20 protein-coding genes, 2 pseudogenes and 1 riboswitch are annotated in these 24,515 nt (G+C 70.0%); of the genes and pseudogenes, 17 read left to right on the forward strand and 5 right to left on the reverse strand.

Going from position 1 to position 24,515, the window contains the following annotated elements; translation table 11 throughout:
- The first annotated feature begins 8 nt into the window (after nt 1-8).
- From EZ313_RS06845 to EZ313_RS23575, 4 genes and pseudogenes are all read left to right on the forward strand, one after another.
- Nucleotides 9-1,208 carry a CaiB/BaiF CoA transferase family protein gene (locus EZ313_RS06845; protein WP_135262444.1) on the forward strand — a complete coding sequence of 400 codons (1,200 nt, stop codon included), beginning with the start codon at nt 9-11 and terminating at the stop codon, nt 1,206-1,208.
- A complete protein-coding gene (locus EZ313_RS06850; RefSeq protein WP_135262445.1) occupies nt 1,205-1,981 on the forward strand; it encodes an enoyl-CoA hydratase/isomerase family protein in 777 nt (258 codons plus the stop codon). Before EZ313_RS06845 ends, EZ313_RS06850 begins: the two co-directional genes overlap by 4 nt.
- Before the next feature lie 95 nt (nt 1,982-2,076).
- The gene (locus EZ313_RS06855; protein WP_135262446.1) at nt 2,077-2,391 is read left to right on the forward strand and encodes a hypothetical protein; all 315 of its coding nucleotides are present in this window, start codon (nt 2,077-2,079) and stop codon (nt 2,389-2,391) included.
- A 99-nt stretch (nt 2,392-2,490) separates the two neighbouring features.
- A pseudogene (locus EZ313_RS23575) lies at nt 2,491-3,123 on the forward strand (alpha/beta fold hydrolase); the annotation flags it as partial.
- Between the two features lie 39 nt (nt 3,124-3,162).
- Here EZ313_RS23575 and EZ313_RS06865 read toward each other — a convergent pair.
- The 3 genes from EZ313_RS06865 to EZ313_RS06875 all read right to left on the reverse strand — a co-directional run bounded on the left by EZ313_RS06865 (nt 3,163) and on the right by EZ313_RS06875 (nt 5,047).
- A complete protein-coding gene (locus EZ313_RS06865; RefSeq protein ID WP_135263590.1) occupies nt 3,163-3,978 on the reverse strand; it encodes a sulfite exporter TauE/SafE family protein in 816 nt (271 codons plus the stop codon).
- Between the two features lie 522 nt (nt 3,979-4,500).
- Complete coding sequence (locus EZ313_RS06870; RefSeq protein WP_135262448.1) at nt 4,501-4,824, reverse strand: cell division protein ZapA; 324 nt, start codon at nt 4,822-4,824, stop codon at nt 4,501-4,503.
- Nucleotides 4,825-4,834: 10 nt separating this feature from the next.
- The gene (locus EZ313_RS06875) at nt 4,835-5,047 is read right to left on the reverse strand and encodes a DUF904 domain-containing protein (RefSeq protein WP_135262449.1); all 213 of its coding nucleotides are present in this window, start codon (nt 5,045-5,047) and stop codon (nt 4,835-4,837) included.
- A gap of 36 nt (nt 5,048-5,083) precedes the next feature.
- Nucleotides 5,084-5,346: riboswitch (cobalamin riboswitch) on the forward strand.
- A 72-nt stretch (nt 5,347-5,418) separates the two neighbouring features.
- On the opposite strand from EZ313_RS06875, the gene EZ313_RS06880 reads away from it, so the two are divergent.
- The 11 genes and pseudogenes from EZ313_RS06880 (at nt 5,419) to EZ313_RS06930 (ending at nt 19,108) form a co-directional block, all read left to right on the forward strand.
- The gene (locus EZ313_RS06880) at nt 5,419-7,365 is read left to right on the forward strand and encodes a TonB-dependent receptor (RefSeq protein ID WP_135262450.1); all 1,947 of its coding nucleotides are present in this window, start codon (nt 5,419-5,421) and stop codon (nt 7,363-7,365) included.
- A gap of 9 nt (nt 7,366-7,374) precedes the next feature.
- Nucleotides 7,375-8,190, forward strand: coding sequence for an ABC transporter substrate-binding protein (locus EZ313_RS06885; protein ID WP_135262451.1), 816 nt, complete (start codon nt 7,375-7,377; stop codon nt 8,188-8,190).
- Nucleotides 8,183-8,761 carry a bifunctional adenosylcobinamide kinase/adenosylcobinamide-phosphate guanylyltransferase gene (locus EZ313_RS06890; protein ID WP_135262452.1) on the forward strand — a complete coding sequence of 193 codons (579 nt, stop codon included), beginning with the start codon at nt 8,183-8,185 and terminating at the stop codon, nt 8,759-8,761. Before EZ313_RS06885 ends, EZ313_RS06890 begins: the two co-directional genes overlap by 8 nt.
- Entirely contained in the window at nt 8,758-9,627 is an 870-nt protein-coding gene (locus EZ313_RS06895; RefSeq protein ID WP_135262453.1) for an ABC transporter substrate-binding protein, read from the forward strand. Before EZ313_RS06890 ends, EZ313_RS06895 begins: the two co-directional genes overlap by 4 nt.
- 80 nt (nt 9,628-9,707) lie before the next feature.
- Nucleotides 9,708-10,649, forward strand: a complete 942-nt coding sequence (locus tag EZ313_RS06900) for a FecCD family ABC transporter permease (protein WP_135263591.1) — start codon at nt 9,708-9,710, stop codon at nt 10,647-10,649.
- Nucleotides 10,646-11,410 (forward strand): ABC transporter ATP-binding protein, encoded by a 765-nt coding sequence (locus EZ313_RS06905; RefSeq protein ID WP_135262454.1) that lies wholly within the window; start codon nt 10,646-10,648, stop codon nt 11,408-11,410. Before EZ313_RS06900 ends, EZ313_RS06905 begins: the two co-directional genes overlap by 4 nt.
- 10 nt (nt 11,411-11,420) lie before the next feature.
- Nucleotides 11,421-12,853: pseudogene (locus EZ313_RS06910) on the forward strand (cobyric acid synthase).
- Nucleotides 12,850-13,890, forward strand: coding sequence for a nicotinate-nucleotide--dimethylbenzimidazole phosphoribosyltransferase (gene cobT / locus EZ313_RS06915; protein ID WP_135262455.1), 1,041 nt, complete (start codon nt 12,850-12,852; stop codon nt 13,888-13,890). The pseudogene EZ313_RS06910 and the gene cobT overlap by 4 nt, the downstream one beginning before the upstream one ends.
- Nucleotides 13,891-13,965: 75 nt before the next feature.
- Complete coding sequence (locus tag EZ313_RS06920; protein ID WP_135262456.1) at nt 13,966-14,403, forward strand: universal stress protein; 438 nt, start codon at nt 13,966-13,968, stop codon at nt 14,401-14,403.
- Nucleotides 14,404-14,618: 215 nt separating this feature from the next.
- A complete protein-coding gene (locus tag EZ313_RS06925) occupies nt 14,619-15,956 on the forward strand; it encodes an efflux RND transporter periplasmic adaptor subunit (RefSeq protein ID WP_135262457.1) in 1,338 nt (445 codons plus the stop codon).
- Nucleotides 15,953-19,108 (forward strand): efflux RND transporter permease subunit, encoded by a 3,156-nt coding sequence (locus EZ313_RS06930; protein ID WP_135262458.1) that lies wholly within the window; start codon nt 15,953-15,955, stop codon nt 19,106-19,108. Before EZ313_RS06925 ends, EZ313_RS06930 begins: the two co-directional genes overlap by 4 nt.
- 251 nt (nt 19,109-19,359) lie before the next feature.
- Here the strand turns inward: EZ313_RS06930 and urtB are convergent, their stop codons facing one another.
- Complete coding sequence (gene urtB / locus EZ313_RS06935; RefSeq protein WP_135262459.1) at nt 19,360-20,928, reverse strand: urea ABC transporter permease subunit UrtB; 1,569 nt, start codon at nt 20,926-20,928, stop codon at nt 19,360-19,362.
- Nucleotides 20,929-21,075: 147 nt separating this feature from the next.
- Complete coding sequence (gene urtA, locus EZ313_RS06940) at nt 21,076-22,353, reverse strand: urea ABC transporter substrate-binding protein (RefSeq protein WP_135262460.1); 1,278 nt, start codon at nt 22,351-22,353, stop codon at nt 21,076-21,078.
- A 288-nt stretch (nt 22,354-22,641) separates the two neighbouring features.
- Between urtA and EZ313_RS06945 the strand changes: the two genes are divergently transcribed.
- On the forward strand, nt 22,642-23,793 hold the full coding sequence (locus EZ313_RS06945) for a glycosyltransferase (protein WP_135262461.1): 1,152 nt from the start codon (nt 22,642-22,644) through the stop codon (nt 23,791-23,793).
- Nucleotides 23,794-23,820: 27 nt separating this feature from the next.
- Nucleotides 23,821-24,444: a hemerythrin domain-containing protein gene (locus EZ313_RS06950; RefSeq protein ID WP_135262462.1), complete on the forward strand. Its 624-nt coding sequence runs from the start codon at nt 23,821-23,823 to the stop codon at nt 24,442-24,444.
- Nucleotides 24,445-24,515: the final 71 nt, after the last annotated feature.

Here is a 24,515-nt window from a genome sequence, read left to right on the forward strand (position 1 = left end):
TCGATGACATGACACGACTCCCACTCGAGGGCGTCCGCGTCCTCGACATCAGCCAGGTCATGGCCGGCCCGTTCGCCTGCATGCTGCTGGGCGACCTGGGCGCGGACGTGATCAAGATCGAGCCGCCCGGCACGGGCGACCAGACCCGCGGCTCGATGGGTTTCAAGATGAAGGGGCCCGACAGCCTGGGCTTCCTGAACATGAACCGCAACAAGCGCAGCGTCACACTGGACCTCAAGTCCGAGGCCGGCAAGTCGGTGCTGCTGCGGCTCGCGAAGGATGCCGACATCCTGATCGAGAACTACCGGCCCGGCGCGATGAGGCGCCTGGGACTCGGCTACGAGCAGCTGCGCGAAGTCAATCCGCGGCTGGTCTACACCAGCATCTCCGGCTTCGGCCAGACCGGCCCCTGGGCCGACCGGCCCGGCTTCGACCTGATGGCGCAGGCGATGTCGGGCGTGATGAGCGTGACCGGCTACCCCGACAGCCCTCCCGTGAAAGCCGGCGTGCCGGTGGCCGACATCGGCTGCGCGCTCTTCGCGATCTATGCCACGCTGTCCGCGTACATCGGCGCGAAGAACACCGGGCAGGGCCAGTACGTCGATGCCGCGCTGTTCGATGCCGCCATGGCTTTCTCGGTGTGGGACATCTGCGACTACTGGGGCACGGGCAAGCCGCCGCAGCCGCTGGGCACCGCCAACAAGATGACCGCGCCGTACCAGGCGATGGCCTGCTCGGACGGCTGGTTCGTCATGGGCGCGAACAACCAGAAGCTGTGGGAGAAGCTCTGCACGCTGATGGGGCGCGAGGAGCTGCTGCGCGATGAGCGCTTCTCCACCATCGCGCTGCGCCTGGCCCACCGCGCCGAGCTGCAGGACGAACTGGAGAAGACCTTCCGGCAAAAACCGAAGGAGTACTGGGTCGAGACGCTGCTGGAGCAGGGCATTCCCGCGGGGCCGATCCTCTCGTATCCGGAAGCGTTCGGCAGCGAGCACGCGCAGGCGCGCCGCATGCGAATGGAGATCGACCATCCGATCGAGGGCAGGGTGCCCAACATCGGCTTTCCGGTGAAGCTGTCGGGCACGCCGCAGCAGGTGCGGCGCCATCCGCCGCTGCTGGGCGAGCACACGGATGAAGTGCTGGCGGAGCTGGGGATGGGTGAAGAAGAGCGAGCGCAATTGCGCGCGCAAGGAGCGTTCGGCTCGTGAGCGACGGTGCCGTCCACCTGAGCGTCGAAGGCCCGATCGCCTCGGTCACTTTCGACCGCCCCGAGGCGCGCAACGCCATGACCTGGGCGATGTACGAATCGCTCGAGCGCATCTGCGGCGTGCTGCGCGGCGATGCGAGCGTGCGTGTGGTGCGCTTCCGCGGCGCGGGCGGCCAGGCCTTCGTGGCGGGTACCGACATCGCGCAGTTCCAGGACTTCAGGAGCGGCGACGACGGCGTGGCCTACGAGCGCCGCATCGACGACTGCGTGGCCCTCGTCGAAGACCTGCCGATGCCCACCGTGGCCGTGCTCGAAGGATGGGCCATCGGTGGCGGCCTCGCCATCGCCACGGCCTCCGACTTCCGCATCGCGACTCCGGGCACGAAGCTCGGGGTGCCGATCGCACGCACGCTGGGCAACTGCCTGTCGATGGCCAACGTGGCGCGGCTGGTCGCGGCCGTCGGCCGTCCGCGCGCCGAACGCCTGCTGCTGCTGGCCGACCTGCTCACGGCCGAGGAGGCGCTGGCCGCCGGCTACCTGCTCGAGATCGCGCCGGCGGGCGAGCTCGATGCGGCGAGCGACCGGCTCTGCCAGCGCCTCGCCTCGCTCGCGCCCGTCACGCAGAAGGTCAGCAAGCAGGCCATGAACCGCCTGCAGCGCGCGCAACTGCCCGATGCGGAAGACCTGATCCGCACCGCGTACGGCAGCGCGGATTTCCGCGAAGGCGTGGCCGCCTTCGTGGGCAAGCGCAGCCCCGGCTGGCAGGGCCGCTGAGCCTGTCCTGCCGCGCAGCTTCGGACGGCCCCGTCCTACGGCGCGGGCCGGGGCCGGTTCCTACCATGGACCCGAACCAACCCCCGAGGTGCGCCATGGCCGACGAACGATCCCATCCCCCCGACCCCATCGACCTGAGCGAATCGGTCGCGGGCGAAGAGGACCCCGGCGCTTCGGTCGAATTCGCAAGCAAGAATCCCGGCGCTTCCGACCAGCCCGCGGGTGCGCCCGGTGCTCGTCCCGGGGCACCCACTCCGCCGATGTCGCCCGGCGATGAAGCGCCTCGCGGCACGCCCGGCACGGGCGAGGACATCTGCCGCGCCTGCGGCGGCAGCGGCAAGCTCAATGGCGGCGTCTGCCCCGAGTGCGAGGGCACCGGCAAGGTCAACGTCGGCATCGGCGGGGCCTGACCGCCGGTGTTCCTCGGGCAGCTGCCGCGCAAGCAGAAACACGCGACCGCAGCCGGCACGCTCGAGTACGTGCTGACCGGCGCGGGCACGCCCACGCTGGTGCTGCTCAACGGCGCAGGCGTCACGCTTGAGGGCTGGGGCCGCCTCTATCCGGGCATCGAGAGCATCGGGCGCGTGTTCGCATGGAACCGCTTCGGCGTGGGCCGCAGCAGCCGGCCGATGCTGCCGCAGACCGGCACCGTGGTGATCGACAGCCTGCGCGAGCTGCTCGCGGCGTTGCAATTGCCGCCGCCTTATCTGCTGGTCGGGCACTCGCTCGGCGGCCTGCATGCGCAGCTGTTCGCCCGCCGATTCCCGCAGGAGGTCGCGGGCATGGTGCTGCTGGAGCCGACCCACCCGCGCGACCGCGAACTGCTCAAGGGACATGAGAGCCGGCTGGCGCAGGTGCTGGGGCGGGTCCTGTCGGCGCCGCAGAAGATCTTCCGCGCCAACCTGCATTCGGAGATGAACTGGATCGACGCCGCGGCGCGCGAGGTGGAAGCCGCCGGGCGTTTCCCGCCCGTGCCGCTGGCGGTCGTGACGGGTGGCAACGAGCCGCCGCGCTGGCTGACACCGGCCGAGACGTTGCGGATCAAGCGGGCGAACCAGCAGGCGCTGGCCACGTTGTCGCCGCGCGGGCGGCAGGTGATCGCGCGGCGCAGCGGGCACTTCCCGCAGCTCACGCAGCCCGAGCTGGTGCTGGAGGTGCTGCGCGAGATCGCGCGCGAAGCGTCAGCCGGCCAGCCCCTTGTAGAGCATGTAGGCGGCCAGCAGGTACAGGATGCTGGCGAAGATTCGCTTGAGCCGCGCGACGGGCAGGGCGTGCGCCGCACGGGCGCCGAGCGGCGCCGTGAAGACGCTGCACACCGCGATCACCACCAGCCCGGGCAGCCAGATGTAGCCGAAGGAAGCGGGCGGCAGGTTCTCCACCCGTAGGCCGCTGGCGATGTAGCCGACGACGTTGGCGACGGCGATCGGAAAGCCCAGCGCGGCGGACGTGGCCACCGCGCTGTGGATGGCGACGTTGCACCAGGTCATGAACGGCACGCTGATGAAGCCTCCCCCCGCGCCGACCAGCCCCGAAAGGAAACCGATCACGCCGCCCGCCGCGACCGTGCCCGCCGTGCCCGGCATCTGCCGCGTGGGCTTGGGCTTCTTGTCCAGGAACATCTGCGTCGCCGAGAAGCCGACGAACAGCCCGAAGAACACGGCCAGCGCGCTGCCCTTGATGACCGAGAACACGCCGAGGCTGCCGATGAGGCTGCCGATGACGATGCCCGGCGCGAGGCGCTTGACGATGTCCCAGCGCACCGCACCGCGCTTGTGGTGCGCGCGCACGCTGGAGATCGAAGTGAAGATGATCGTGGCCATCGACGTCGCGATCGCCATCTTCACCGTCAGGTCCGGCGGCACGCCGTGCGCCGAAAGCATCAGGGTGAGGAACGGCACCAGCACCATCCCCCCGCCGATCCCCAGCAGCCCCGCCAGGAAGCCCGTCCCGATGCCGAGCGCCGCGAGTTCGAGGATGAAGGTGATGCCGAGGTCCATGCGCTTGTCGTTGTGCGCGCACTTGCGGCGCGAGGACCCAATTGTCACCGACTCAGCAGCTGCGATCTGGAGCCTGCTCCAGATCGCAGCCTGCGGACTGCGCGGAATAACATGCAGCGCAGTCCCCCAATGACGAAGGCCGGATTCACTCCGGCCTTCGTCATCTAGCTAGGAACCACGCAGAAATCGCGCAGCGATTTCTGCGTGAAGCAATTAGGCGTCTGCAGATACTGCCGGACCGGCATCCTGAACCGGAGTTCAGGTGGGCTAGGTCAACCAGGCGTTGGGATCATCTGACGCGAGACGTTCACGCTCGCAAGGTGTTTTCCAGGCCCGAGCTCAAAGAGCATTGGTTCAAGGAAATATAAAGCCCGGCACGCACTGCAGACGAGGGCCATTCTAGGCTCCCATCCGTTCGCGTGGGGCCGTTCCGGGCCGAAAAACACATGGACCGCGCGTGAACCAATCGAGGGCTTGACAAGCCCTTCTCGTCATTCACGCAAGGGGCGGCGCGAGCCGCGTCTAGATGAGCCGGCCGTCGTCGCCCAGCGCGCCATCGAGCCGCTGGATGAGGAGGGCCAGGCGCGCATCGGGCGCGCCGCCCGTCGAAGCCGTGGCTGCGGGAGCCGGGCGCGACTCGCGATCGGCGATGTCGAACGCGAGGTTCAGCGCGGCCAGCACGGCAATGCGGTCGCGCGCCTTCACCTTGCCCGCATCGCGGATGCGGCACATGGCCGTGTCCACCTTCTCGACGGCCTCGAGCAGGCGGCCTTCGCCGCCCTGCGGACAGCCGAGCAGATAGCTCTGGCCCATGATCTGGACTTCTATCTGCTTGGTGACGGACATGGTGAGGGTCTCAGGCAGCGGACTTGATGTCCGGCAGGCGCTCGAGCAGCGCGTCGACTCGCGAGCGGGCCGCCCCCAGGCGCGAGCGCAGCGAGTCGCGCTCTTGCGTGAGCAGCTCCACCTGCTGCACCAGCAGTGCGTTGGTGCGCTGCAGCTCCTCGTAGCGCACGAGCAGGCGCTCGACGCGTTCGGCGATCTGTTCGACCTGGGAAGCACTGGCCATAGGTGAAAGGATTGTAGGGGGCCGCTTCTGGAATGCACCTAGAATTGCCGCGTTGGTGCTCGCGGTGTGGTTCGCATGCCGCAGTTCAACGGGAAGCAGGGAGCCCGGTCGCCCCAAGCGAAGTTCACTTCGCTCGCGGCGCGAAAAGGCCAACCTGCGCTGCCCCCGCAACGGTAAGCGGATGGCGTCCTCGACACAGGGACGCTGCTCCATCCCCTCGCCACTGGCGCTCTCGCGCTGGGAAGGCCGATGGAGTGATCTCCGCCAGCCCGGATACCGGCCAACGCGGTGGCCGCGCCATTTGCGCGGCCGTATCGCCCAACCGCCGGCGGGGAAGCCGGCGCGGGCATCGACTCTGTGTCTGTTCCAAGATGAAGGTTTCCCGCACTCCGGGCCGTCTCGCGCGACTTCCGCTCGCGCTGGCCGCCCTCGTTCCGTTCGCCCTCTCCGCGCAGCCCGCTGCCCTCAAGGAAACGGTGGTGACCGCCACCCGCTTTCCCGAGCCCGCGCGCCCGCTGCCCTTCGGCGTCAGCGTCATCACCGCGCAGGAGATCGAGCGCTCCGGCGCGGCCACGATCAACGAGGCCCTGATGCGCATCCTGGGCATCGTCGGCCGCCAGGACCTGTTCGGCGGCGGCGAATACAACCTGGACCTGCGCGGCTTCGGCGCGACCGCCGACAACAACCAGGTCATCATCGTCGACGGTGTCCGCCTCTCCGAGTCGGACCTCGGCGGCACGCGGCTGGCCGGCATCCCCATCGAGTCGGTCGAGCGCATCGAGGTGCTGCGCGGAAGCGGCGCGGTGCTGTACGGCGAAGGCGCGACCGCCGGCGTGATCGTCGTGACCACGAAGGCCGGCGCGGGCGTGGCGCGGCCTGCCGGGGCCTCGGTGTACGCGGGCGCGGGAAGCTTTCGCACGCGCGAGCTGCGCGCCGACGCGAACATGGGCGGCGTGGGCGGCGGCCTGATGCTCGACGCCAGCGCGCAGAAGCGAAAGAGCGACAACCACCGCGACAACTTCCGCTCCGACCTCGACGCCGCCGCGGTCACCGGCCAATGGCTCGGCGAGTCGGGGCGCGTCGGGCTGCGGGTGTCGCAGGAGGACCTGGACACCGGCCTGCCGGGTGCGCTGACGCGGGCGCAGTTCGACGCCGACCCGCGCCAGACCACCACGCCGAACGACTTCGCCCGCATCCGCGGCGAGCGCGTGGGCGCGTTCGGCGAGCTGCAGCTCGGCGAGTGGCAGCTGGCGATGGATGTGTCGCAGCGGGAGAAGACGCTGCGAAGCGAAAACTCCGGCTTCCCCTTCGACTACGACATCGATGCCGACAACGCCTCCCTGCGCGCGCGCCACGCCGCGACGTTCGGCGGGTTCGCCAACGCGCTGGTGGCCGGATTCGATTTCGCCTCCTGGGAGCGCAACGTGCTCGGCGCGTTCGGCACGCGCGGGACGCAGACCAACCGGGGCGTGTACGTCAAGGACGACCTCACGCTGCCGGCCGGCACGCGCCTGTCGGCGGGCTGGCGGACCGAGCGCGTGCGCAAGGAAACGACCGCCGCGCCGGACCAACCGCTGGCCGACCGCCTGAACGCGTGGGACCTCGGCGCCAGCCATCCTGTCCTGCGCGATGTGACGGCCTACGTGCGCGTGGGCCGCAGCTTCCGGCTCGCGAACGTGGACGAGTTCAGCTTCACGCTGCCCGGCGTACAGCTGCGGCCGCAGACCTCGCGCGACACCGAAGTCGGCGCGCGCTGGGTGCATGCCGGCGGCAGCGTCGAAGCCCGGCTGTTCCGCAGCGAGCTGACGGACGAGATCGGTTTCGATCCGGACGCACTTGCCACGGCGGGCGCCACGCCCGCCAACCTGAACTTCGACCCGACACGCCGGGAAGGGCTGGAGGTAGACGCGGCCCACGCGCTCAGTCCCACGCTGGCGTTGAGGCTCAACGCTGCCGTGCGGCGCGCCACCTTCCGCTCCGGCCGCTACGCAGGCAACGACGTGCCGCTGGTGCCGCGCAGGACGATGGCGTTGCGCGCCGAGTGGGTGCCCGCCGCGCAACATCGCGTCACGGGCGGCCTGAACTGGGTATCGTCACAGCATCCGGACTTCGCCAACACCTGCAGCATGCCTTCGTACACCACGGCCGATCTGCGGTACGCCTACGAATGGCGCAATGCCGAGTTCTCGCTGGGCGCCGCGAACCTGTTCGACAGGAAGTACTTCACCCAGGCCTTCCGCTGCGCGGGCGGCGAGCCCTCGGCGATCTTTCCGGAGCCCGGCCGTGCGGTCACCGCCGCGGTGCGCGTGAGGTTCTAGGAGCAGGGCGTGGCCTTCGACGCAGCCAGCCTCGTGCCCCGACGCATCGTCTGCCTCACCGAGGAGACGACCGAGTGGCTGTACCTGCTGGGCGAGGAGGCGCGCATCGTCGGCATCTCCGGCTACACCGTGCGGCCGCCGCGCGCTCGGCAGGAGAAGCCGCGCGTGAGCGCCTTCCTCACTGCGAAGATCGACAGGATCCTGGCGCTGGAACCGGACTGCGTGTTCGGGTTCTCCGACCTGCAGGCCGACATCGCGTCCGAGCTGGTGAAGAAAGGCGTGCAGGTGACGGTGTTCAACCAGCGCAGCGTGGAGGAGGTCTTCTCCATGCTGTACCAGGTGGCTGCGATCGTGGGTCGGGTGCAGCATGGGCTCGAGCTGCTGCAGGCTTTCCGTGCGAGGCTGGACGCGATCCGCGCCGCGGCCGCCGCGCTGCCGCGCCGTCCGCGCGTGTTCTTCGAGGAATGGGACGAGCCGCCGATCAGCTGCATCCGCTGGGTGAGCGAACTGGTGGGCATCGCCGGCGGGGACGACTGTTTCCCCGAACTCGCGTCGCAGGCTCTGGGCAAGGACCGCATCGTGGCGGACCCGGCCGAGATCGTGCGGCGCAATCCCGACATCGTGGTCGGCTCCTGGTGCGGCAAGAAGTTCCGGCCCGAACGCGTGGCTGCGCGGCCCGGTTGGGACAAAGTGAACGCGGTGCGCGACGGGCAGCTGTTCGAGGTGAAGTCCGCCGACATCCTGCAGCCCGGGCCTGCGGCGCTGACGGACGGCGTCGAGCAACTGCATCGCATCGTCCTGCAGTGGAGTGCCGCGCATGCCTGATCTTCGCGTCGCCCGCAGCGAGCTGATCCTCGGCGGCCAGAAGAGCGGCAAGACGGCGCGCGCGGAGGCGCTCGCGGCCGCCTGGCTGGCGCAGGCGCCGCAGCACGAGGCGGTCTACATCGCCACCGCGCAGGCCTGGGACGAGGAGATGCGCGAGCGCATCGCGAGGCACCGCCGGGACCGCGCCGAACGCGTGCCGCGCATGCGCACCGTGGAGGAGCCGCTCGCACTGGCGCAGGCCATCGGCGCGCACAGCCGGCCCGGCACGCTGGTCGTGGTCGACTGCCTGACCCTGTGGCTCACCGCGATGCTGATGCCCGCGGTTGGCCGGGAGGGCACGGCGCTGACGGCGGATGCCAGTCCCGCGTCGCTCGCCGGGGCGATCGCGGCCTGCGCGGGGCCGCTGGTGCTGATCAGCAACGAGATCGGCATGGGCGTGGTGCCGCTCGGCCGTGACGTACGCCAGTTCGTGGACTCGCTGGGCACGCTCAACCAGCAGGCGGCCGCCGCCTGCGAGCGCGTGACGCTGATGTCGGCGGGCGTGCCGATGACGCTGAAGGGCAGCGCATGAGCCGCTGCTTCATCGTCCTCGTCCTGATGCTGGCGACGGCGGGCCCCCTGGCCGCGCCGGTCACCATCACCGACGACCGCGGCGCCACCGTCACGCTGCGCGAGGCGCCGCGGCGCATCGTGACGCTCCTGCCTTCGCTGGCCGAGACGGTGTGCGAACTGGGCGCGTGCGATCGCCTGGTGGGCGTGGACGACTACGCCAACTGGCCCGAGCGCGTGCGCAAGCTGCCGCACGTGGGCGGGCTGGACGACGCCAACATCGAGCAGATCCTCGCGCTGCGGCCGGACGTGGTGATGCTGTCCTCGACGGCGCGTGCACTCGGCCGGCTGGAGTCTCTCAACGTGCCGGTGCTCGGCTTCGACCTCAAGACGCTGGCGGATGTGCGCCGCGTGTTCGCCCGAGTGGCGCAGGTGCTGGAGGTGCAGGGCGCGGACGCCGCGTGGGACCGCATCCAGGAGGGCGTGGCGGAGGCCGCGCGCTCGCTGCCGCCGAACGCGCGCGGCACGACGGTGTACTTCGAGGTGAGCGCCGGGCCGTATGCGGCCAGCGAGAACTCGCACATCGGCGAGATCCTGGCGCAGCTGGGCGCCGCCAACGTGGTGCCGGGCCGGCTCGGCTCGGTGCCGCTGCTCAATCCGGAGTTCGTGGTGCGGGCCGATCCGCAGGTGATCATGATCTCCGAGCGCGACGCTGGCACGCTCTCGACGCGGCCCGGCTGGTCGCGCATCCGCGCGATGCGCGATGGCCGGGTGTGCCGCTTCACGCTGGCGCAGGGCGACGTGATCGTGCGCCCCGGTCCACGGCTGGCCGAAGCCGCGCAGCTGATGGCCGACTGCCTGGCCGGGCGCCTGAGGGAGGGCCGGTGAGCGCGGTCGCGCATGCCGCCTTTGACGCGGCGCTCGCCCGCCAGGGCCGGAGGGTGGCGCTGCTTGCCGTCGTTCTTTCGATGGCGACGTTGCTCCTGCTCGCCGCCGGCGCCGCCGTCGGTTCTCTGGGCTGGGAGCCGCTGTGGGGCGCCAACGAAACGGCGCGCGCCATCGTCCGGGACATCCGCCTGCCGCGCAGCGTCGGCGCCTGGCTCGCAGGCGCCTTGCTAGGTTTGGCCGGCGCCGTGGCGCAAGGGTTGTTCCGCAACCCGCTCGCCGATCCTTACCTGATGGGCAGCGCCACCGGTGCGGCGTTCGGCGTCGCGCTGTTGCTGGTCGCGATCGGCGCGGTGCCGGGTGCTACCGCCGGCGCGATGGCGCACATCGGGCTCGCGGGCGCCGGTTTCCTCGGCGCGATGGCGGCGGTGCTGGTCACGCTGGTGCTGGCCCGCGGCGTGCAGCACACGTTGCGGCTGCTGCTGGCCGGTGTCATCGTCGGCGTGGTGTTCGGCGCGCTCGCGGCGCTGGTGATGTTCTGGGCGCCGGACGTGATGCGCGCGATGCAGGCTTTCCTGCTCGGCACGACCGGCTTCCTGGGGTGGAGCGGCGCCGCGCTGCTGGCGGGCGTGCTGGCGCTCGTGCTGCTCGCGGCGATTGCATTGAGCCCGGCGCTCGATGCACTGGCGCTGGGCGAGACGGCGGCGGCCAGCCTGGGGATTCCATTGCGCGCTGTGCGGATCGGCCTCGTGTCGGCCATCGCGCTGGCCACCGGCGCGGCCGTCGCGCAGGTGGGGCTGATCGCGTTCGTGGGACTGGTTGCACCGCACACGGTGCGTTCAGCCGTGCAGCCCACGCATCGCGCGCTGCTCGCGCTGTCGGCGATGTCGGGCGGCGTGCTGCTGCTTGCGGCCGACGTGCTCTCGCGCTGGCTGCTCGCGCCGCGCGAACTGCCGGTGGGCGTGCTCACCGCGCTGCTGGGCGGCGGCTACCTGCTGTGGCTGATGCACAGGAGGCCGTCGTGACCGTGGCGCTCGCCGCGAACGACCTGCACGTCGCCTTGGCCGGGCGCGAGGTGCTCCACGGCGTGCGGGTCGCGCTTGCGCGGGCCCGCTGGACCGCGGTCGTCGGCCCGAACGGAGCGGGCAAGACCACGCTGCTGAAGGCGCTCGCGCACCTGCTGCCTTGCCGGGGGCAAGTCGAACTGCTCGGGCGCGCGGCATCGCAATGGGCGGCGCGCGAACGTGCCCGTGCGGTCAGCTGGCTGGGGCAGGGGCACGAAGGGTCCGAGGACCTGCGGGCGTGGGACGTCGTGATGCTGGGCCGCCTGCCGCACCGCCCCTGGCTCGCGCCGCCGACGGCGCAGGATGCGGCGGCCGTCGAGGACGCGATGCATCGCACGCAGTGCTGGGAGTGGCGCGGGCGCCCGCTCGGCCAGGTCTCGGGCGGCGAACGCCAGCGCGTGCTGCTTGCGCGCGCGCTCGCGGTGCAGGCGGGCGTGCTGCTGATGGACGAGCCGCTGGCCAACCTCGATCCGCCCCACCAGGCCGACGTGCTGGCGCTGGTGCGGCGGCACGTGGCCGCGGGCGGCACCGCGGTGACGGTGCTGCACGAACTCACGCTGGCGCTGCAGGCCGACGACCTGCTGGTGGTCGACGCCGGCCGCATCGCGCACCACGGCCCCTGCGCGTCGTCCGATACGCATGCGGCGGTGCGTCGCGTGTTCGGCGGCCGGGTGCACGTGCACGAAGTCGCGGGGCGCTGGGTGGCGCTGCCGGAGGCCTGAGGACAGGACGATGGCAGCTCGTTGCGTCATGGTCCTGGGCACCACCAGCGGCGCCGGCAAGAGCTGGCTGGCGACGGCGCTGTGCCGCTGGTATGTGCGCCAGGGCCTGAAGGTGGCGCCGTTCAAGGCGCAGAACATGAGCAACAACGCGCGCGTGGTGGCCGGCGGCGAGATCGGCAGCGCGCAGTACTTCCAGGCGCTGGCCGCGCGCGCCGAGCCCGAGGTGCGCATGAACCCGCTGCTGCTCAAGCCCGAGCGCGATACGCACAGCCAGGTCGTGCTGCTCGGGCAGGTGGACGAAGCGCTCTCGCGGGAGTCCTGGCGCGGGCGCAGCGCCAGCGTGTGGCCCCGGGTGGCGGCGGCGCTCGACGAGCTGCGGGCGGAGAACGAGCTGGTCGTGATCGAAGGCGCGGGATCGCCGGCCGAGATCAACCTGAAGGACAGCGACATCGTGAACATGCGCGTCGCGATGCACGCGGGCGCGCGCTGCCTGCTGGTGACGGACATCGACCGCGGCGGCGCGTTCGCGCACCTGTACGGCACGTGGGCGTTGTTGCCGCACGAGGAGAGGGCGCTGGTTCGCGGGTTCGTGCTGAACAAGTTCCGGGGGGATGCGTCGCTGCTGGCGCCGGGGCCGGGGGAGCTCGAGGCATTGACCGGTGTTCCTACCGTCGCGACCTTGCCGATGTGGTGGGGGCACGGCCTGCCCGAAGAAGACGGCTGGTATTCACTCCCTCCCCCGGTGGGGGAGGGAGAAAAACCATCGCCATCGTCGCCTACCCCCGCATCAGCAACCTCGACGAATTCCAGCCCCTCGCGCGCATCCCCGGCGTGCGCCTTCGCTGGGCCCGCTCGCCCGGTGAGCTCGATGGCGCCGACTGGGTCGTGCTGCCCGGCTCCAAGCACACCAGCTCCGACCTGGCCTGGCTGCGCGAGCAGCGCATCGACCGCGCCATCGCCGACCACGCGCAGCGGGGTGGGGCGGTGCTGGGCCTGTGCGGCGGACTGCAGATGCTGGGCGAGGCGCTGGTCGATCCGCACGGCATCGACGGCAATGCGCCGGGCCTCGGCCTGCTGCCCCTCGTGACGGCGTTCGAACGCGACAAGACGGTGCGTCGCACGAAGACGGTCTTCGGTGAACTGCGAGGTGCGTGGGCCGCGCTGTCGGGCGTGGAACTGGCCGGCTACGAGATCCACCATGGCCGCACCGCGCAGCATCCGGCGATGGCGCCGGCCGTGCCGGTGCTGCCCTCGGGATTGGGCTGGCAGAACACGGCCGGCAACGTGCTGGGCGTGTACGTGCACGGTCTCTTCGAAGACGGCAACGTGATGCGCGCGCTGTTCGGCGCGCAAGCGCCCGACCTGGACGCCGTGTTCGACGGCCTGGCCGATTTCATCGACCGCCACTTCGCGCCGGGTGTGCTGCAGGAGCTGATCCGGTGAGCCTGCGTGACCTGCACGATCCGGCGCTGGTCGCGCGCCTGCAGCAGCTGCTGGACCAGAAGACCAAGCCGCCGGGCTCGCTCGGGCGGCTGGAAGCGCTCGCGCTGCAGATCGGGCTGGTGCTCGGGACCGAGGCGCCGGTGCTGCAGCAGCCGCAGCTGGTGGTGTTCGCGGCCGACCATGGCCTGACGGCGCAAGGCGTGTCTGCGTATCCGGGTGACGTCACGTGGCAAATGGTGAGGAACATCCTGGGCGGCGGCGCGGCGGTCAGCGTGCTCGCGCGCCAGCATGGCCTGGCGCTCACCGTGGTGGACTGCGGCGTGCGGCACGACTTCGCGCCCCGGTCCGGCCTCGTGTTCCGCAAGGTGGCGTACGGCACCGCCGATTCATCGCAGGGGCCCGCGATGACGCCGGAGCAGTGCCGGCAGGCGATGGACGCCGGCCGCGAAGTCGCGGCCGCCTTGCCCGGCAACGTCTTGCTGCTCGGCGAGATGGGCATCGGCAACACATCGGCGGCATCGTTGCTGCTCGCGCGCCTGACCGGCAGCGAGCTGGCGGACTGCGTGGGCGCGGGCACCGGGCTGGATGAAGCGGGGATTGTCCGCAAGCGCGAGGTGCTGGGGCGGGTGCTCGAACGCCACCGGTCCGCGCGCGACCCGCTCGATGCGCTCGCGGCCTTCGGCGGCTTCGAGATCGCAGCGATGGTGGGCGCGGTCCTCGAGGCGGCCGCGCGCTGCAAGCTGGTCGTCGTGGATGGGTTCATTTCGACCGCCGCGGTGCTGGTGGCACGGACGCTGGAGCCGCTGGTGCTGCAACGCTGCGTGTTCTCGCACCGTTCCGGCGAATGCGGCCACGCGTTGATGCTGCGGCACCTTGGACCCGATCCACGCACCCCCGCGCGGGCCTTGCTGGACCTGGAGCTGCGCCTGGGCGAAGGGTCAGGGGCGGCGCTGGCGTGGCCGCTGCTGGTGTCCGCCTGCGCGGTCCTGCGCGAGATGGCCAGCTTCGAATCCGCGGGCGTCAGCCGTTCGGGTTAACACGCATCGCCGCAGCCCTACGAGACAGCGGCGGCGGGCTATCCTGTGCCGTACCGCAACCTTTGGGGGGCATGCATGTACAAGCGAATCCTGTTGGCGTACGACGGCAGCGACGCGGGCCAGAAGGCGCTGCTGGACTGCCAGACGCTGGCGCAGTGGGGCGGCGCCCAGCTGTACCTGATCGCCGTCATGCCATCGGCCATGAGCTTCGTCGGGCTCGAAGGCGGCGTCTACGACGTGGAACTGGAGGAGCGCGAACGCGCCAAGTACCAGTCCATCCTGAAGGACGGCCTGCGCCGGCTGGAGCAGGCGGGCTACGCCGCCACCGGCGAGGTGGTCACCGGCGAGGCGGTCGACGAGATCACCAAGTGCGCCCGCAAGCTGGGCGCCGAGCTCATCGTGGTCGGCCACAAGCACCTGGACAGCTGGGCGGCGCGCTGGTGGCGCGGCTCCATCTCCGGCGCGCTGATCGAGCATGCGCCGTGCAACGTGCTGGTGGTGATCACGCAGTAGGGCCGCGCCCGCTGGCGGGCCTGCGCGCCGTGCTCATCCGCAACTTTGCGCGCCGGAAACGTTGCGGCGACTCCCGCGACACCTCGGCAGCGCATGCTCCGATCGCTGCGATCCGCGCGCGCCGACCGTGCTGATGGCCCCGCCGTGTCGATGGCGGGGCTGCCGGCGGGAAGGTACGCTCGTCGCCTGACCGCAGTGCGGCCACCAGGACAAGAATGCAATCCGACCCCACCCGCCAACCCGACGGCTCTTCCGCGCCTTCCGGCAGCGCTTCCGGCAACCGCCGCATCGGCCGGCGCGGCATGCTGCTGGGCAGCCTGATCGCGCTGCTGATCGTCGCGGCGATCGCCGGGCTCGCCTGGGACCTGACGCGGCCGGGCGGCGGCCAGATCGCCGCGGCGATGCCCGGCGCGGCGAAACCTTCGCGCCCGGCGTCCGTCCCCGGCGGGCACGCCGGACCCGCGACCACGGTCGGCGTCGCCGCCGCCGAGCGCAGCGACATCCGCGTCACGCTGGAGGCGCTGGGCACGGTCGTGCCGCAGGCGACGGTGCGGGTGCGGCCGCAGGTGTCCGGGGTGCTGCAGCAGGTGCTCTACCGCGAGGGGCAGGTGGTGAAGAAGGGCGACCTGCTGGCCACCATCGACCCGCGCCAGTTCGAGATGGCGGTGCAGCAGGCCACCGGCCAGCGCATGCGAGACGAGGCGCAGCTGGATGCCGCGCGCGTCACGCTGCAGCGCTTCCGCACGCTGCTGCAGCAGGACTCGATCGCACGCCAGGAAGTGGACACGCAGGCCGCGCTGGTCAAGCAGCTGGAAGCGGCGGTGGTGATCTCCAAGGCCAATGAGGGAACGGCGCGGCTGAACCTGGGCTATACGCGCATCCACGCGCCCATCGGCGGGCGGGTCGGCCTGCGCACCGTCGACGTCGGCAACGTGGTCAGCGCCAGCGATGCCAACGGCGTGGCGCTGATCACGCAGCTGTCGCCGATCGACGTGGAGTTCTCCATCCCGCAGGACCAGGCCGCGGCGCTCGCGCAGGAGACCAGCCGCGCGCCCATGCAGGTGCGCGCGCTGGACCGCACGCGCAGCACGGTGCTGGAGACCGGCAGCTTCAGCTCCCTGGACAACCAGGTCGACACGCAGACCGGCACGGTGCGTGCCAAGGCGCGGTTCGCCAACGAGAAGAACCAGCTCTTCCCCAGCCAGTTCGTCAACGTGCAGCTGCACCTTCGCACCATCGAGGGCGCGGTCACGGTGCCGCTGGCCGCCGTGCGCACCGGAGCCAACGGCGACTACGTCTTCGTGCTGAACGACGGCCCCCCGCAGATGGCCACCGTGCGGCTGCGCAACGTGCAGCGCGGCCAGGCCACCGACGACAAGGTGCAGATCCTCAGCGGCCTCAAGCCCGGCGAGCGGGTGGTCACCGAAGGCGTGGACCGCCTGAAGGACGGCTTCCGCGTGCTGCTGCAGGGGCAGGGCGACGCGTTCGCCCCGAACGACGGACAACCCTCCGCGGCGCGCCAGGGACAGCAGCAGCGGCGAAGGCAGCAATGAGCCCTTCGCGCGTCTTCATCCTGCGGCCGGTCGCCACCTCGCTGCTGATGCTGGCCATCGTGCTGGCCGGCCTGGTGGGGCTGCGCCTGCTGCCGCTTTCGGCGCTGCCGCAGGTCGACTACCCGACCATCCAGGTGCAGACGCTGTACCCCGGCGCCAGCCCCGAGGTGATGGCGCAGACCGTCACCGCGCCGCTGGAGCGGCAGTTCGGCCAGATGCCCGGCCTGGCGCGCATGAGTTCCACCAGCGCGTCGGGCGTTTCCATCGTCACGCTGCAGTTCGGCCTGGGCCTGGCCCTCGACGTCGCCGAACAGCAGGTGCAGGCCGCGATCAACGCCGGCGCCTCGCTGCTGCCGGCCGACCTGCCGGCGCCGCCGGTGTATGCCAAGGTGAACCCGGCCGATGCGCCCGTGCTCACGCTCGCCGTCACGTCCGACCAGCTGCCGCTGCCCGACGTGCAGAACCTGGTCAACACGCGGCTGGCGCTGAAGATCAGCCAGGTCTCGGGCGTCGGCCTGGTCACGCTGGCGGGCGGGCAACGGCCGGCAGTGCGCATCCAGGCCGACACGCGCGCGCTCGCGTCGTTCGGCCTCACGCTGGACAACGTGCGCACCACCATCAACTCCGCCAATGCCAACGGCGCCAAGGGCAGCATCGACGGGCCCACGCGCGCCTGGACCATCAACTCCAACGACCAGCTGCTGACGGCAAAGGACTACTCCGACCTGGTGGTCGCCTTCCGCAACGGCGCGCCGGTGCGCCTCGGGCAGGTGGCCAAGGTCGTGGAGAGCGCCGAGAACGTGAAGCTGGGCGCGTGGTCCGCGATTGCCGGGCAACTGCAGCCCGCCATCGTCCTGAACGTGCAGCGCCAGCCCGGCGCCAACGTCATCGCCACGGTGGACGCCATCAAGCAGCGGCTGCCCGAGCTCACCGCGGGCCTGCCGCCATCGCTCAAGGTGGACGTGCTGTCCGACCGCACCACCGGCATCCGCGCGTCGGTGCACCACGTGCAGATCGAGCTGGTGCTGGCCGTGGTGCTCGTGGTGCTGGTGATCTTCGCGTTCCTGCACAGCCCCCGCGCCACGCTGATCGCCAGCCTCGCGGTGCCGATCTCGCTGGTGGGCACTTGCGGCGTGATGTACCTGCTGGGCTACAGCCTGAACAACCTCTCGCTCATGGCGCTGACGATCGCGACGGGCTTCGTGGTGGATGACGCGATCGTGATGATTGAGAACATCCAGCGCCACGTGGAGATGGGCAAGAAGCCGATGCAGGCCGCGATGGAAGGCGCCAGCGAGATCGGCTTCACCATCATCTCGCTGACGGTGTCGCTGGTGGCGGTGCTGATCCCGCTGCTGTTCATGGGCGACGTGGTCGGGCGCCTGTTCCGCGAGTTCGCCGTCACGCTCGCCATCACCATCCTGATCTCGGCGGTGGTGTCGCTGACGCTGGTGCCCATGATGTCGGCGCGCTGGCTCAAGGCGCATCCCGGCGGTGAGGCAGCGGGCACCGGCCTTGGGGCGCGGCTCGCGCGCCAGTTCGACCGCCTGATCGGTTTCTACGACCGCGGCCTGCGCTGGGTGCTGGCGCGCCAGCGTTTCACCCTGCTGGTGGCGCTGGCGACCTTCGTGCTCACGGTGCTGCTCTACATCGTGATCCCCAAGGGCCTCTTCCCGACGCAGAACACCGGCCAGCTGCAGGCGCGCGTGGAGACGCAGGAGTCGATCTCCTTCCCGCGCATGGCGCAGCTGCAGCAGGACGTGGCGCGCGCGCTGATGGAGGACCCCGAGGTCACCAGCATCGCCAGCTTCGTCGGCGTCGACGCGGCCAACAACACCATGCTGCACACCGGCCGCATGCTGATCAACCTGCAGGGCAGCCGTGGCGACCAGCGCGAGCTGATGGAGCGGCTGCGGGAGAGGGCACAGCGCGTCGCGGGCGTCACGTTCTACCTGCAGCCGGTGCAGGACCTCACCATCGATGCGGAGTCCGGGCCCACGCAGTTCCGCTTCTCGCTCGAAGGCTCCGATACGGCGACCGTGAACGACTGGGCCAACCGGCTGGTGGAGCGCCTGCGCTCAGTGCCGCAGGTACGCAATCCGGTCACCGATGCCGGCGCCAGCGGCGCGGCGGTGTACGTGGACATCGACCGCGACACGGCGGCGCGGCTGAACATCACGGCGGCCGCCATCGACGAGGCGCTGTACAGCGCCTTCGGCCAGCGCATCGTCTCGACCATCTTCACGCAGACCAACCAGTACCGCGTGATCCTGGAGGCGCGGCCCGAGGCGGCGCCCACGCCCGACGCGCTAGCCGGCATCCAGTTGCGCACGTCGTCCGGCGAGCCGACGCCGCTGTCGGCCGTGGCGCGCATCGTCGAGCGGCGCGCGCCGCTGCAGATCACGCACGTGGCGCAGTACCCGGCGGCCACCGTGGGATTCGACACGGCGACGGGCGTCTCGCTGGGCAAGGCCGTGGATGCGATCCGTGCGACGGCCAGGGAGATGGGGCTGCCCGCCAGCCTGACCATGACGTTCCTGGGCGCTTCCGGCGCCTACGAGGCCTCGCTGACCAACCAGCTCTGGCTCATCCTGGCGGCGATCGTCTGCGTCTACATCGTGCTGGGCGTGCTGTACGAGAGCTACGTGCATCCGCTGACGATCCTCTCGACGCTGCCGTCGGCGGGCGTGGGCGCGTTGCTCGCCCTCATGCTGACCGGCAACGACCTGGGCGTGATCGGGATCATCGGCATCATCCTGCTGATCGGCATCGTGAAGAAGAACGCGATCATGATGATCGACTTCGCCATCGACGCGCAGCGCAACGAAGGCAAGCCGGCGCAGGAGGCGATCCACCAGGCCGCGCTGCTGCGCTTCCGGCCGATCCTGATGACGACGCTCGCGGCCCTGTTCGCGGCGGTGCCGCTGATGCTGGGATGGGGCGAGGGCGCGGAGTTGCGGCGTCCGCTCGGTCTGGCCATCTTCGGCGGGCTGGTGGTGAGCCAGCTGTTGACGCTGTTCACGACGCCGGTGATCTACCTTGGATTCGAGAAGCTGGGGCGGCGCGGGCGTGCTTCTACTCCCTCCCCCGCCGGGGGAGGGTTGGGGTGGGGGCGCGCCGCGCCCGGATCTCCGCGCGGGGGTGACGAGTGAACCGGCTGTTTCTCCCTCTCCCCCTGGGAGAGGGCCGGGGTGAGGGCACGCGCGCGCTCCATGGGCCGCGGGGTTGGATGGGGGCCGGTGCGTGGCCCCCCCCCCCCCCCCCCCCCCCCGGGGGGGGGGGGGGGGGGGGGGCACGCCCCGCCCCTTGGTCCGCGCCCCCAGCCTCGCGCGTGCCCCCACCCTGCCCTCCCCCAGCGGGGGAGGGTTCCAATACCGCGAGTGCATCCGGTGCGCGATCCATTTCAAGCCTCCGCCGACCGGCCCTTGACCGCGAACAACCCCTGCGGCCTCTTCTGGATGAACACCACGATCAGCACCAGCACCGCGATCTTGGCCAGCACCGCGCCGGCCCAACCTTCGATGAACTTGTTCAGGATGCCCAGCCCGAGCGCCGCGTACACCGTGCCGGCCAGCTGCCCCACGCCGCCCAGCACCACCACCATGAACGAATCGACGATGTAGGCCTGCCCGAGGTCCGGACCCACGTTGCCGATCTGGCTCAGGGCGCAACCCGCGAGACCCGCGATCCCGGAACCCAGCGCGAACGCATACGTGTCCACGCGCGCCGTGTTCACGCCCATGCACGATGCGATCGGCCGGTTCTGCGTGACGCCGCGCACGAACAGGCCGAGCCGCGTGCGCGCGATCAGGAACGCCATGCCGAACAACACCGCGAAGGCGAAGCCGACGATGACGATCCGGTTCCAGGGCAGCTGCAGGTTGTCCATCAGCACCACGCCGCCGCTCATCCAGCGCGGGTTCTCCACCGCGACGTTCTGCGCGCCGAAGACGGTGCGCACCAGCTGCATCAGCATCAGGCTGATGCCCCAGGTGGCCAGCAGCGTCTCCAGCGGCCGGCCGTACAGGAAGCGGATCACGCCGCGTTCGAGGATGGCGCCCACCAGCGCGGACGCGGCGAAGGCCACCGGCACCGCCGCCACCAGGTACCAGTCGAAGGCGCCCGGGAACCAGCTGCGGAACACGCCCTGGACGACGTACGTGGCGTAGGCGCCGATCATCATCAGCTCGCCGTGCGCCATGTTGATGACGCCCATCAGTCCGTAGGTGATGGCCAGTCCGAGCGCGACCAGCAGCAGGATGGAGCCCAGGCTGATACCCGAGAAGACCTGCGCCAGCCGGTCGCCCCAGGCCAGCGCCGAGTCGACCTGGCGCAGCGAGAGCTGGAGGGCGTGCTTCACGTCGGCTTCGCTTTCGTCGCGCAGGCGCTCGAGCAGCAGCGTCTTGGTGGTCGGGCTGCGGCTGCCCGAGAGCAGGCGTGCCGCTTCCAGGCGCTTGGCCTTGTCGCTGCTGCCCAGCAGGGCCGCTGCACGCACGAGCGCGAGCTGTTCCTTGATCGCATCGACCTTCTCGGCGGCGTAGGCCTTCTCGATCATCGGCAGCTTGGACTCGTCGGGCTCCTTCTGCAGGGCCGCGACAGCCTCGGCGCGCAGGTTGGCGTCGGGCGAGAAGAGCTTGATCGCAGCCAGCGCGGTGTCGATCTCGCCGCGCATCCGGTTGTTGCTCACGACATCCTCGGCGTCGGCGGGCACCTGGACGGGCGCGCCGCTGACGGGGTCCACGCCCTGGCCATCGCGAACGATGAACACCTTGTCGCCCGCAGCCTTCACCGCGTCATCGCCGAGGGCTTGCAGGAATGCGGTGGTCCTGTCGTCCGCGGTCGCGACGGCCTTGTTCAGCGCTTCGATGCGGGCGTCGGGCTCGCCGATGGCGATGGCCGTGGCTTCGGCCGCCGTGAGCGCATGGGCCTGCACGCTGAACGCGGCGGCGAGGAGAAGAAGGAGTCGCAACATTGAAGGAGCCTGTGGGATGGACGGCACGCCGCCCATCGCGCAGGACCCGTCCTGTCGTCCCCGCGGAGGCGGGGACCCAGTGCTTCCTTTCAGATTCGAAGTCGGAAGCGCTGGATTCCCGCCTTCGCGGGAATGACGGCCGGGGGTTCAGACCTTCGATTTGCCGTCCGGCTCGTCTTTTTTCTTGTCGTTGCCGTCGATGAACGGCGACCACGGCTTCGCCTTCACCGGGCCCGGCGTCTTCCAGACGATGTTGAACTGCCCGTCGCCCTTCACCTCGCCGATGAACACCGGCTTGTGCAGGTGGTGGTTCTTCTCGTCCATCTTGGCCGTGAAGCCCGAGGGCGCCTTGAAGGTCTGGCCGGACATCGCGGCGATCACCTTGTCCACGTCGGTGGACTTGGCCTTTTCCACGGCCTGCTTCCACATGTAGACGCCGATGTAGGTGGCCTCCATCGGGTCGTTGGTCAGCGGCTTGTCCTTGTGGCCGGCGATGTTCTTGGCCTTCGCGTACGCGGCCCACTTCTTGGTGAACTCGTCGTTGGACGGGTTCTTGACCGACATGAAGTAGTTCCAGGCCGCCAGGTGGCCCACCAGCGGCTTGGTGTCGACGCCGCGCAGCTCTTCCTCGCCCACCGAGAAGGCGACCACCGGGACGTCCTTGGCCTTCAGGCCCGCGTTGCCCAGTTCCTTGTAGAAGGGCACGTTGGAGTCGCCGTTGATGGTGGAGATGACGGCCGTCTTGCCGCCGGCGGAGAACTTCTTGATGTCGGCGACGATGGTCTGGTAGTCGCTGTGGCCGAACGGCGTGTACTTCTCTTCGATGTCGCTGTCCTTCACGCCCTTGGACTTCAGGAAGGCGCGCAGGATCTTGTTGGTGGTGCGGGGATAGACGTAGTCGGTGCCCAGCAGCACGAAGCGCTTGGCGCCGCCGCCTTCCTTGCTCATCAGATATTCCACCGCGGGAATCGCCTGCTGGTTCGGCGCCGCGCCCGTGTAGAACACGTTCTTGGACAGCTCTTCGCCCTCGTACTGCACGGGGTAGAACAGCAGGCCGTTGAGCTCCTCGACGACCGGCAGCACCGACTTGCGCGACACGCTGGTCCAGCAGCCGAAGAGGACGGCGACCTTGTCCTGGGTCAGCAGCTGCTTGGTCTTTTCGGCGAACAGCGGCCAGTTGGAGGCCGGGTCCACCACCACGGGCTCGAGCTTCTTGCCCAGCACCCCGCCCTTGGCATTGATCTCCTCGATGGCCATCAGGGCCGTGTCCTTGAGCACGGTCTCCGAGATGGCCATGGTGCCGGACAGGCTGTGCAGGATCCCGACCTTGATGGTGCCGCCGGACTGGGCCAGCGCGGGAAGGGAGGCGGTGCCCGCCAGGGCCACCGCGGCGGTCAACGCCTTGAGGGTGAATCGTCTTTGCATCTGCTGCGCTCCAAAGATGGAAGGGGACCGGGAGGTTGGGCCATCCGGGCGCTGCGCGCGCCGAATGGACGAGATCCATGCTAGGGAGCCGATCAGGCAGCGGGAATACGCCGCATGGCGTACGAGGCATGCACGGACCGTGCCCGGCCGTCCGTAACAAAGGCAAAACCTGCCCGGCCGTGAGGCAAAAAAGCCGTGTTCCTACAGGGGGTTGCAGGCGCGCTGGGCATCATGGCCCGGCACGCCCGTTGCCCAACGGGCATACGAACAAACCCCTCTGGAGCCCTCATGCAGACATTGATCGTCTTTTGCCACCTGCGCTGGAATTTTGTCTACCAGCGCCCGCAACACCTGCTGTCTCGTCTGGGCTCGCGATGGCGCGTGGTGCTCATCGAGGAGCCGGTGACGGGCCAGGCCGAGCAGCGCCTGGAGCGCTTTTCCCCGGCCCCCGGCGTCGAGGTTTGGCGGCCTCATGTGCACGGCACTGCGCCGGGCTTCCACGACGACCACATCTCGGTGCTGCAGAAGTTCGTGAACGAGGCGATCGCGCAGCAGAAGATCACCGACTACTGGGTGTGGTTCTACACGCCGATGGCCGTGCCGCTGGCGGCCGAGCTCCAGCCGCGCGGCATCGTCTACGACTGCATGGACGAGCTCACGCTCTTCAAGAACGCGCCGCGCCAGCTGGTCCAGCGCGAGAACGTCCTCTTCAAGGAAGCGGACCTGGTGTTCACCGGCGGGCCGAGCCTGTACCGCTCCAAAAAGGATCGGCATCCCAGCGTCCACTGCTTTCCGAGCAGCGTGGACGCGGCCCACTTCGCGCAGGTCGAGCGCGACCATCCGCTGCAGGCGGAGCTGCCGCGCCCCCGGCTGGGCTACTGCGGCGTGATCGACGAGCGCATCAACATGCAGCTGATCGAGGCGATGGCGACCGCTCATCCCGAGTGGCAGCTCATCATGGTCGGACCGGTGGTCAAGATCGACCCGATGGGTCTGCCGCGCCACGCCAACATCCACTGGCTGGGCCAGCAGGGCTACCAGGACCTGCCGTCCTTCATCTGCGGATGGGACGTGTGCCTGATGCCTTTCGCGCTGAACGAGGCCACCCGCTTCATCAGCCCCACCAAGATGCTGGAATACATGGCCTGCGGCCGGCCTTCGGTCAGCACGCCCATCCGCGACGTGGTGGAGCCCTACGGCCACGTGGTGTCGATCGCCGAAACGCCGCAGGAGTACATCCAGGCGTGCGAGCGCATCCTCGCGCGCAGCATCGACGAGCAGCGCGCCCACGCGGCCGAACTGGCCCAGGCCATCGCCAAGACCTCGTGGGACAAGACGGCCCAGCAGATGGCGCAGCTCATCGAGCAGGCCGACCGCGCCAAGGATGCGGCCGAGCGCGAAGCCGAGGGCGAGGACGAGACGCTTGCCAAGGTGGCCTGAGGCCACTCATCACACAAGGAGCCGCACATGACATCCATGCTCAGCAAGGTATCCCCCAGCATCACCAACATGATCCGCATGGACCACACGCACGTGGTCTCGGCCTTCCACCAGTACCAGGTCGATTCGCCGACGCGGGTGAAGAAGGGACTCGCGGACAACATCTGCATGGCACTCGAAGTGCACGCGCAGCTGGAAGAGGAGATCTTCTATCCGGCGCTGCGCGAGGTCACGACGGACGACAGCCTGGACAAGGCAAAGCCGGAGCACGACGAGATGCGCAGCCTGATCGCGCGCCTTCGCGTGCTGCAGCCGGGCGACCCGTCCTTCGACCAGACCCTGTTCGACCTGATGCGCACCGTGCTGCACCACGTCGCGGATGAAGAGACGCAGCTGCTGCCCAAGGCGGAACGGCTGCTGGCGACCCAGCTCAACGAAATGGGCGCGCGCATGACTCGCCGGCGCATGCAGCTGATCGGGCCGCGCACCGGGGAGCTGGCAGGGAGCATGGCTCGGTCGATGAGCACCGGGACGATGCTGGCGGCTGCGGGCGCGTTGGCGGCGGCGGGTGGGTTGTTGTTGGCTCGTAAGACGAACACGACGACGACAGCCCGAAGCAACTGGTTCAACCCGGCGCGCTGGGGGCACTGAGCTTCTTGCTCCCTCCCCCTCCGCGGGAGGGTTGGGGTGGGGGCACGCACGCGGCCTGACGCTACACGCCG

This window comes from Ramlibacter henchirensis, from assembly GCF_004682015.1.
In the GTDB taxonomy this organism is placed as follows: domain Bacteria; phylum Pseudomonadota; class Gammaproteobacteria; order Burkholderiales; family Burkholderiaceae_C; genus Ramlibacter; species Ramlibacter henchirensis.

Bases quoted from the DNA above. Each gene is read 5' to 3' on its own strand.
- EZ313_RS06845 (WP_135262444.1), top strand. From the start codon at position 9: ATGACACGACTCCCACTCGAGGGCGTCCGCGTCCTCGACATCAGCCAG.
- EZ313_RS06855 (WP_135262446.1), top strand. From the start codon at position 2,077: ATGGCCGACGAACGATCCCATCCCCCCGACCCCATCGACCTGAGCGAA.
- EZ313_RS06865 (WP_135263590.1), bottom strand. From the start codon at position 3,978: ATGGACCTCGGCATCACCTTCATCCTCGAACTCGCGGCGCTCGGCATC.
- EZ313_RS06870 (WP_135262448.1), bottom strand. From the start codon at position 4,824: ATGTCCGTCACCAAGCAGATAGAAGTCCAGATCATGGGCCAGAGCTAT.
- EZ313_RS06875 (WP_135262449.1), bottom strand. From the start codon at position 5,047: ATGGCCAGTGCTTCCCAGGTCGAACAGATCGCCGAACGCGTCGAGCGC.
- EZ313_RS06880 (WP_135262450.1), top strand. From the start codon at position 5,419: ATGAAGGTTTCCCGCACTCCGGGCCGTCTCGCGCGACTTCCGCTCGCG.
- EZ313_RS06890 (WP_135262452.1), top strand. From the start codon at position 8,183: ATGCCTGATCTTCGCGTCGCCCGCAGCGAGCTGATCCTCGGCGGCCAG.
- EZ313_RS06895 (WP_135262453.1), top strand. From the start codon at position 8,758: ATGAGCCGCTGCTTCATCGTCCTCGTCCTGATGCTGGCGACGGCGGGC.
- EZ313_RS06900 (WP_135263591.1), top strand. From the start codon at position 9,708: ATGGCGACGTTGCTCCTGCTCGCCGCCGGCGCCGCCGTCGGTTCTCTG.
- EZ313_RS06920 (WP_135262456.1), top strand. From the start codon at position 13,966: ATGTACAAGCGAATCCTGTTGGCGTACGACGGCAGCGACGCGGGCCAG.
- EZ313_RS06925 (WP_135262457.1), top strand. From the start codon at position 14,619: ATGCAATCCGACCCCACCCGCCAACCCGACGGCTCTTCCGCGCCTTCC.
- EZ313_RS06930 (WP_135262458.1), top strand. From the start codon at position 15,953: ATGAGCCCTTCGCGCGTCTTCATCCTGCGGCCGGTCGCCACCTCGCTG.
- urtB (WP_135262459.1), bottom strand. From the start codon at position 20,928: ATGTTGCGACTCCTTCTTCTCCTCGCCGCCGCGTTCAGCGTGCAGGCC.
- urtA (WP_135262460.1), bottom strand. From the start codon at position 22,353: ATGCAAAGACGATTCACCCTCAAGGCGTTGACCGCCGCGGTGGCCCTG.
- EZ313_RS06945 (WP_135262461.1), top strand. From the start codon at position 22,642: ATGCAGACATTGATCGTCTTTTGCCACCTGCGCTGGAATTTTGTCTAC.
- EZ313_RS06950 (WP_135262462.1), top strand. From the start codon at position 23,821: ATGACATCCATGCTCAGCAAGGTATCCCCCAGCATCACCAACATGATC.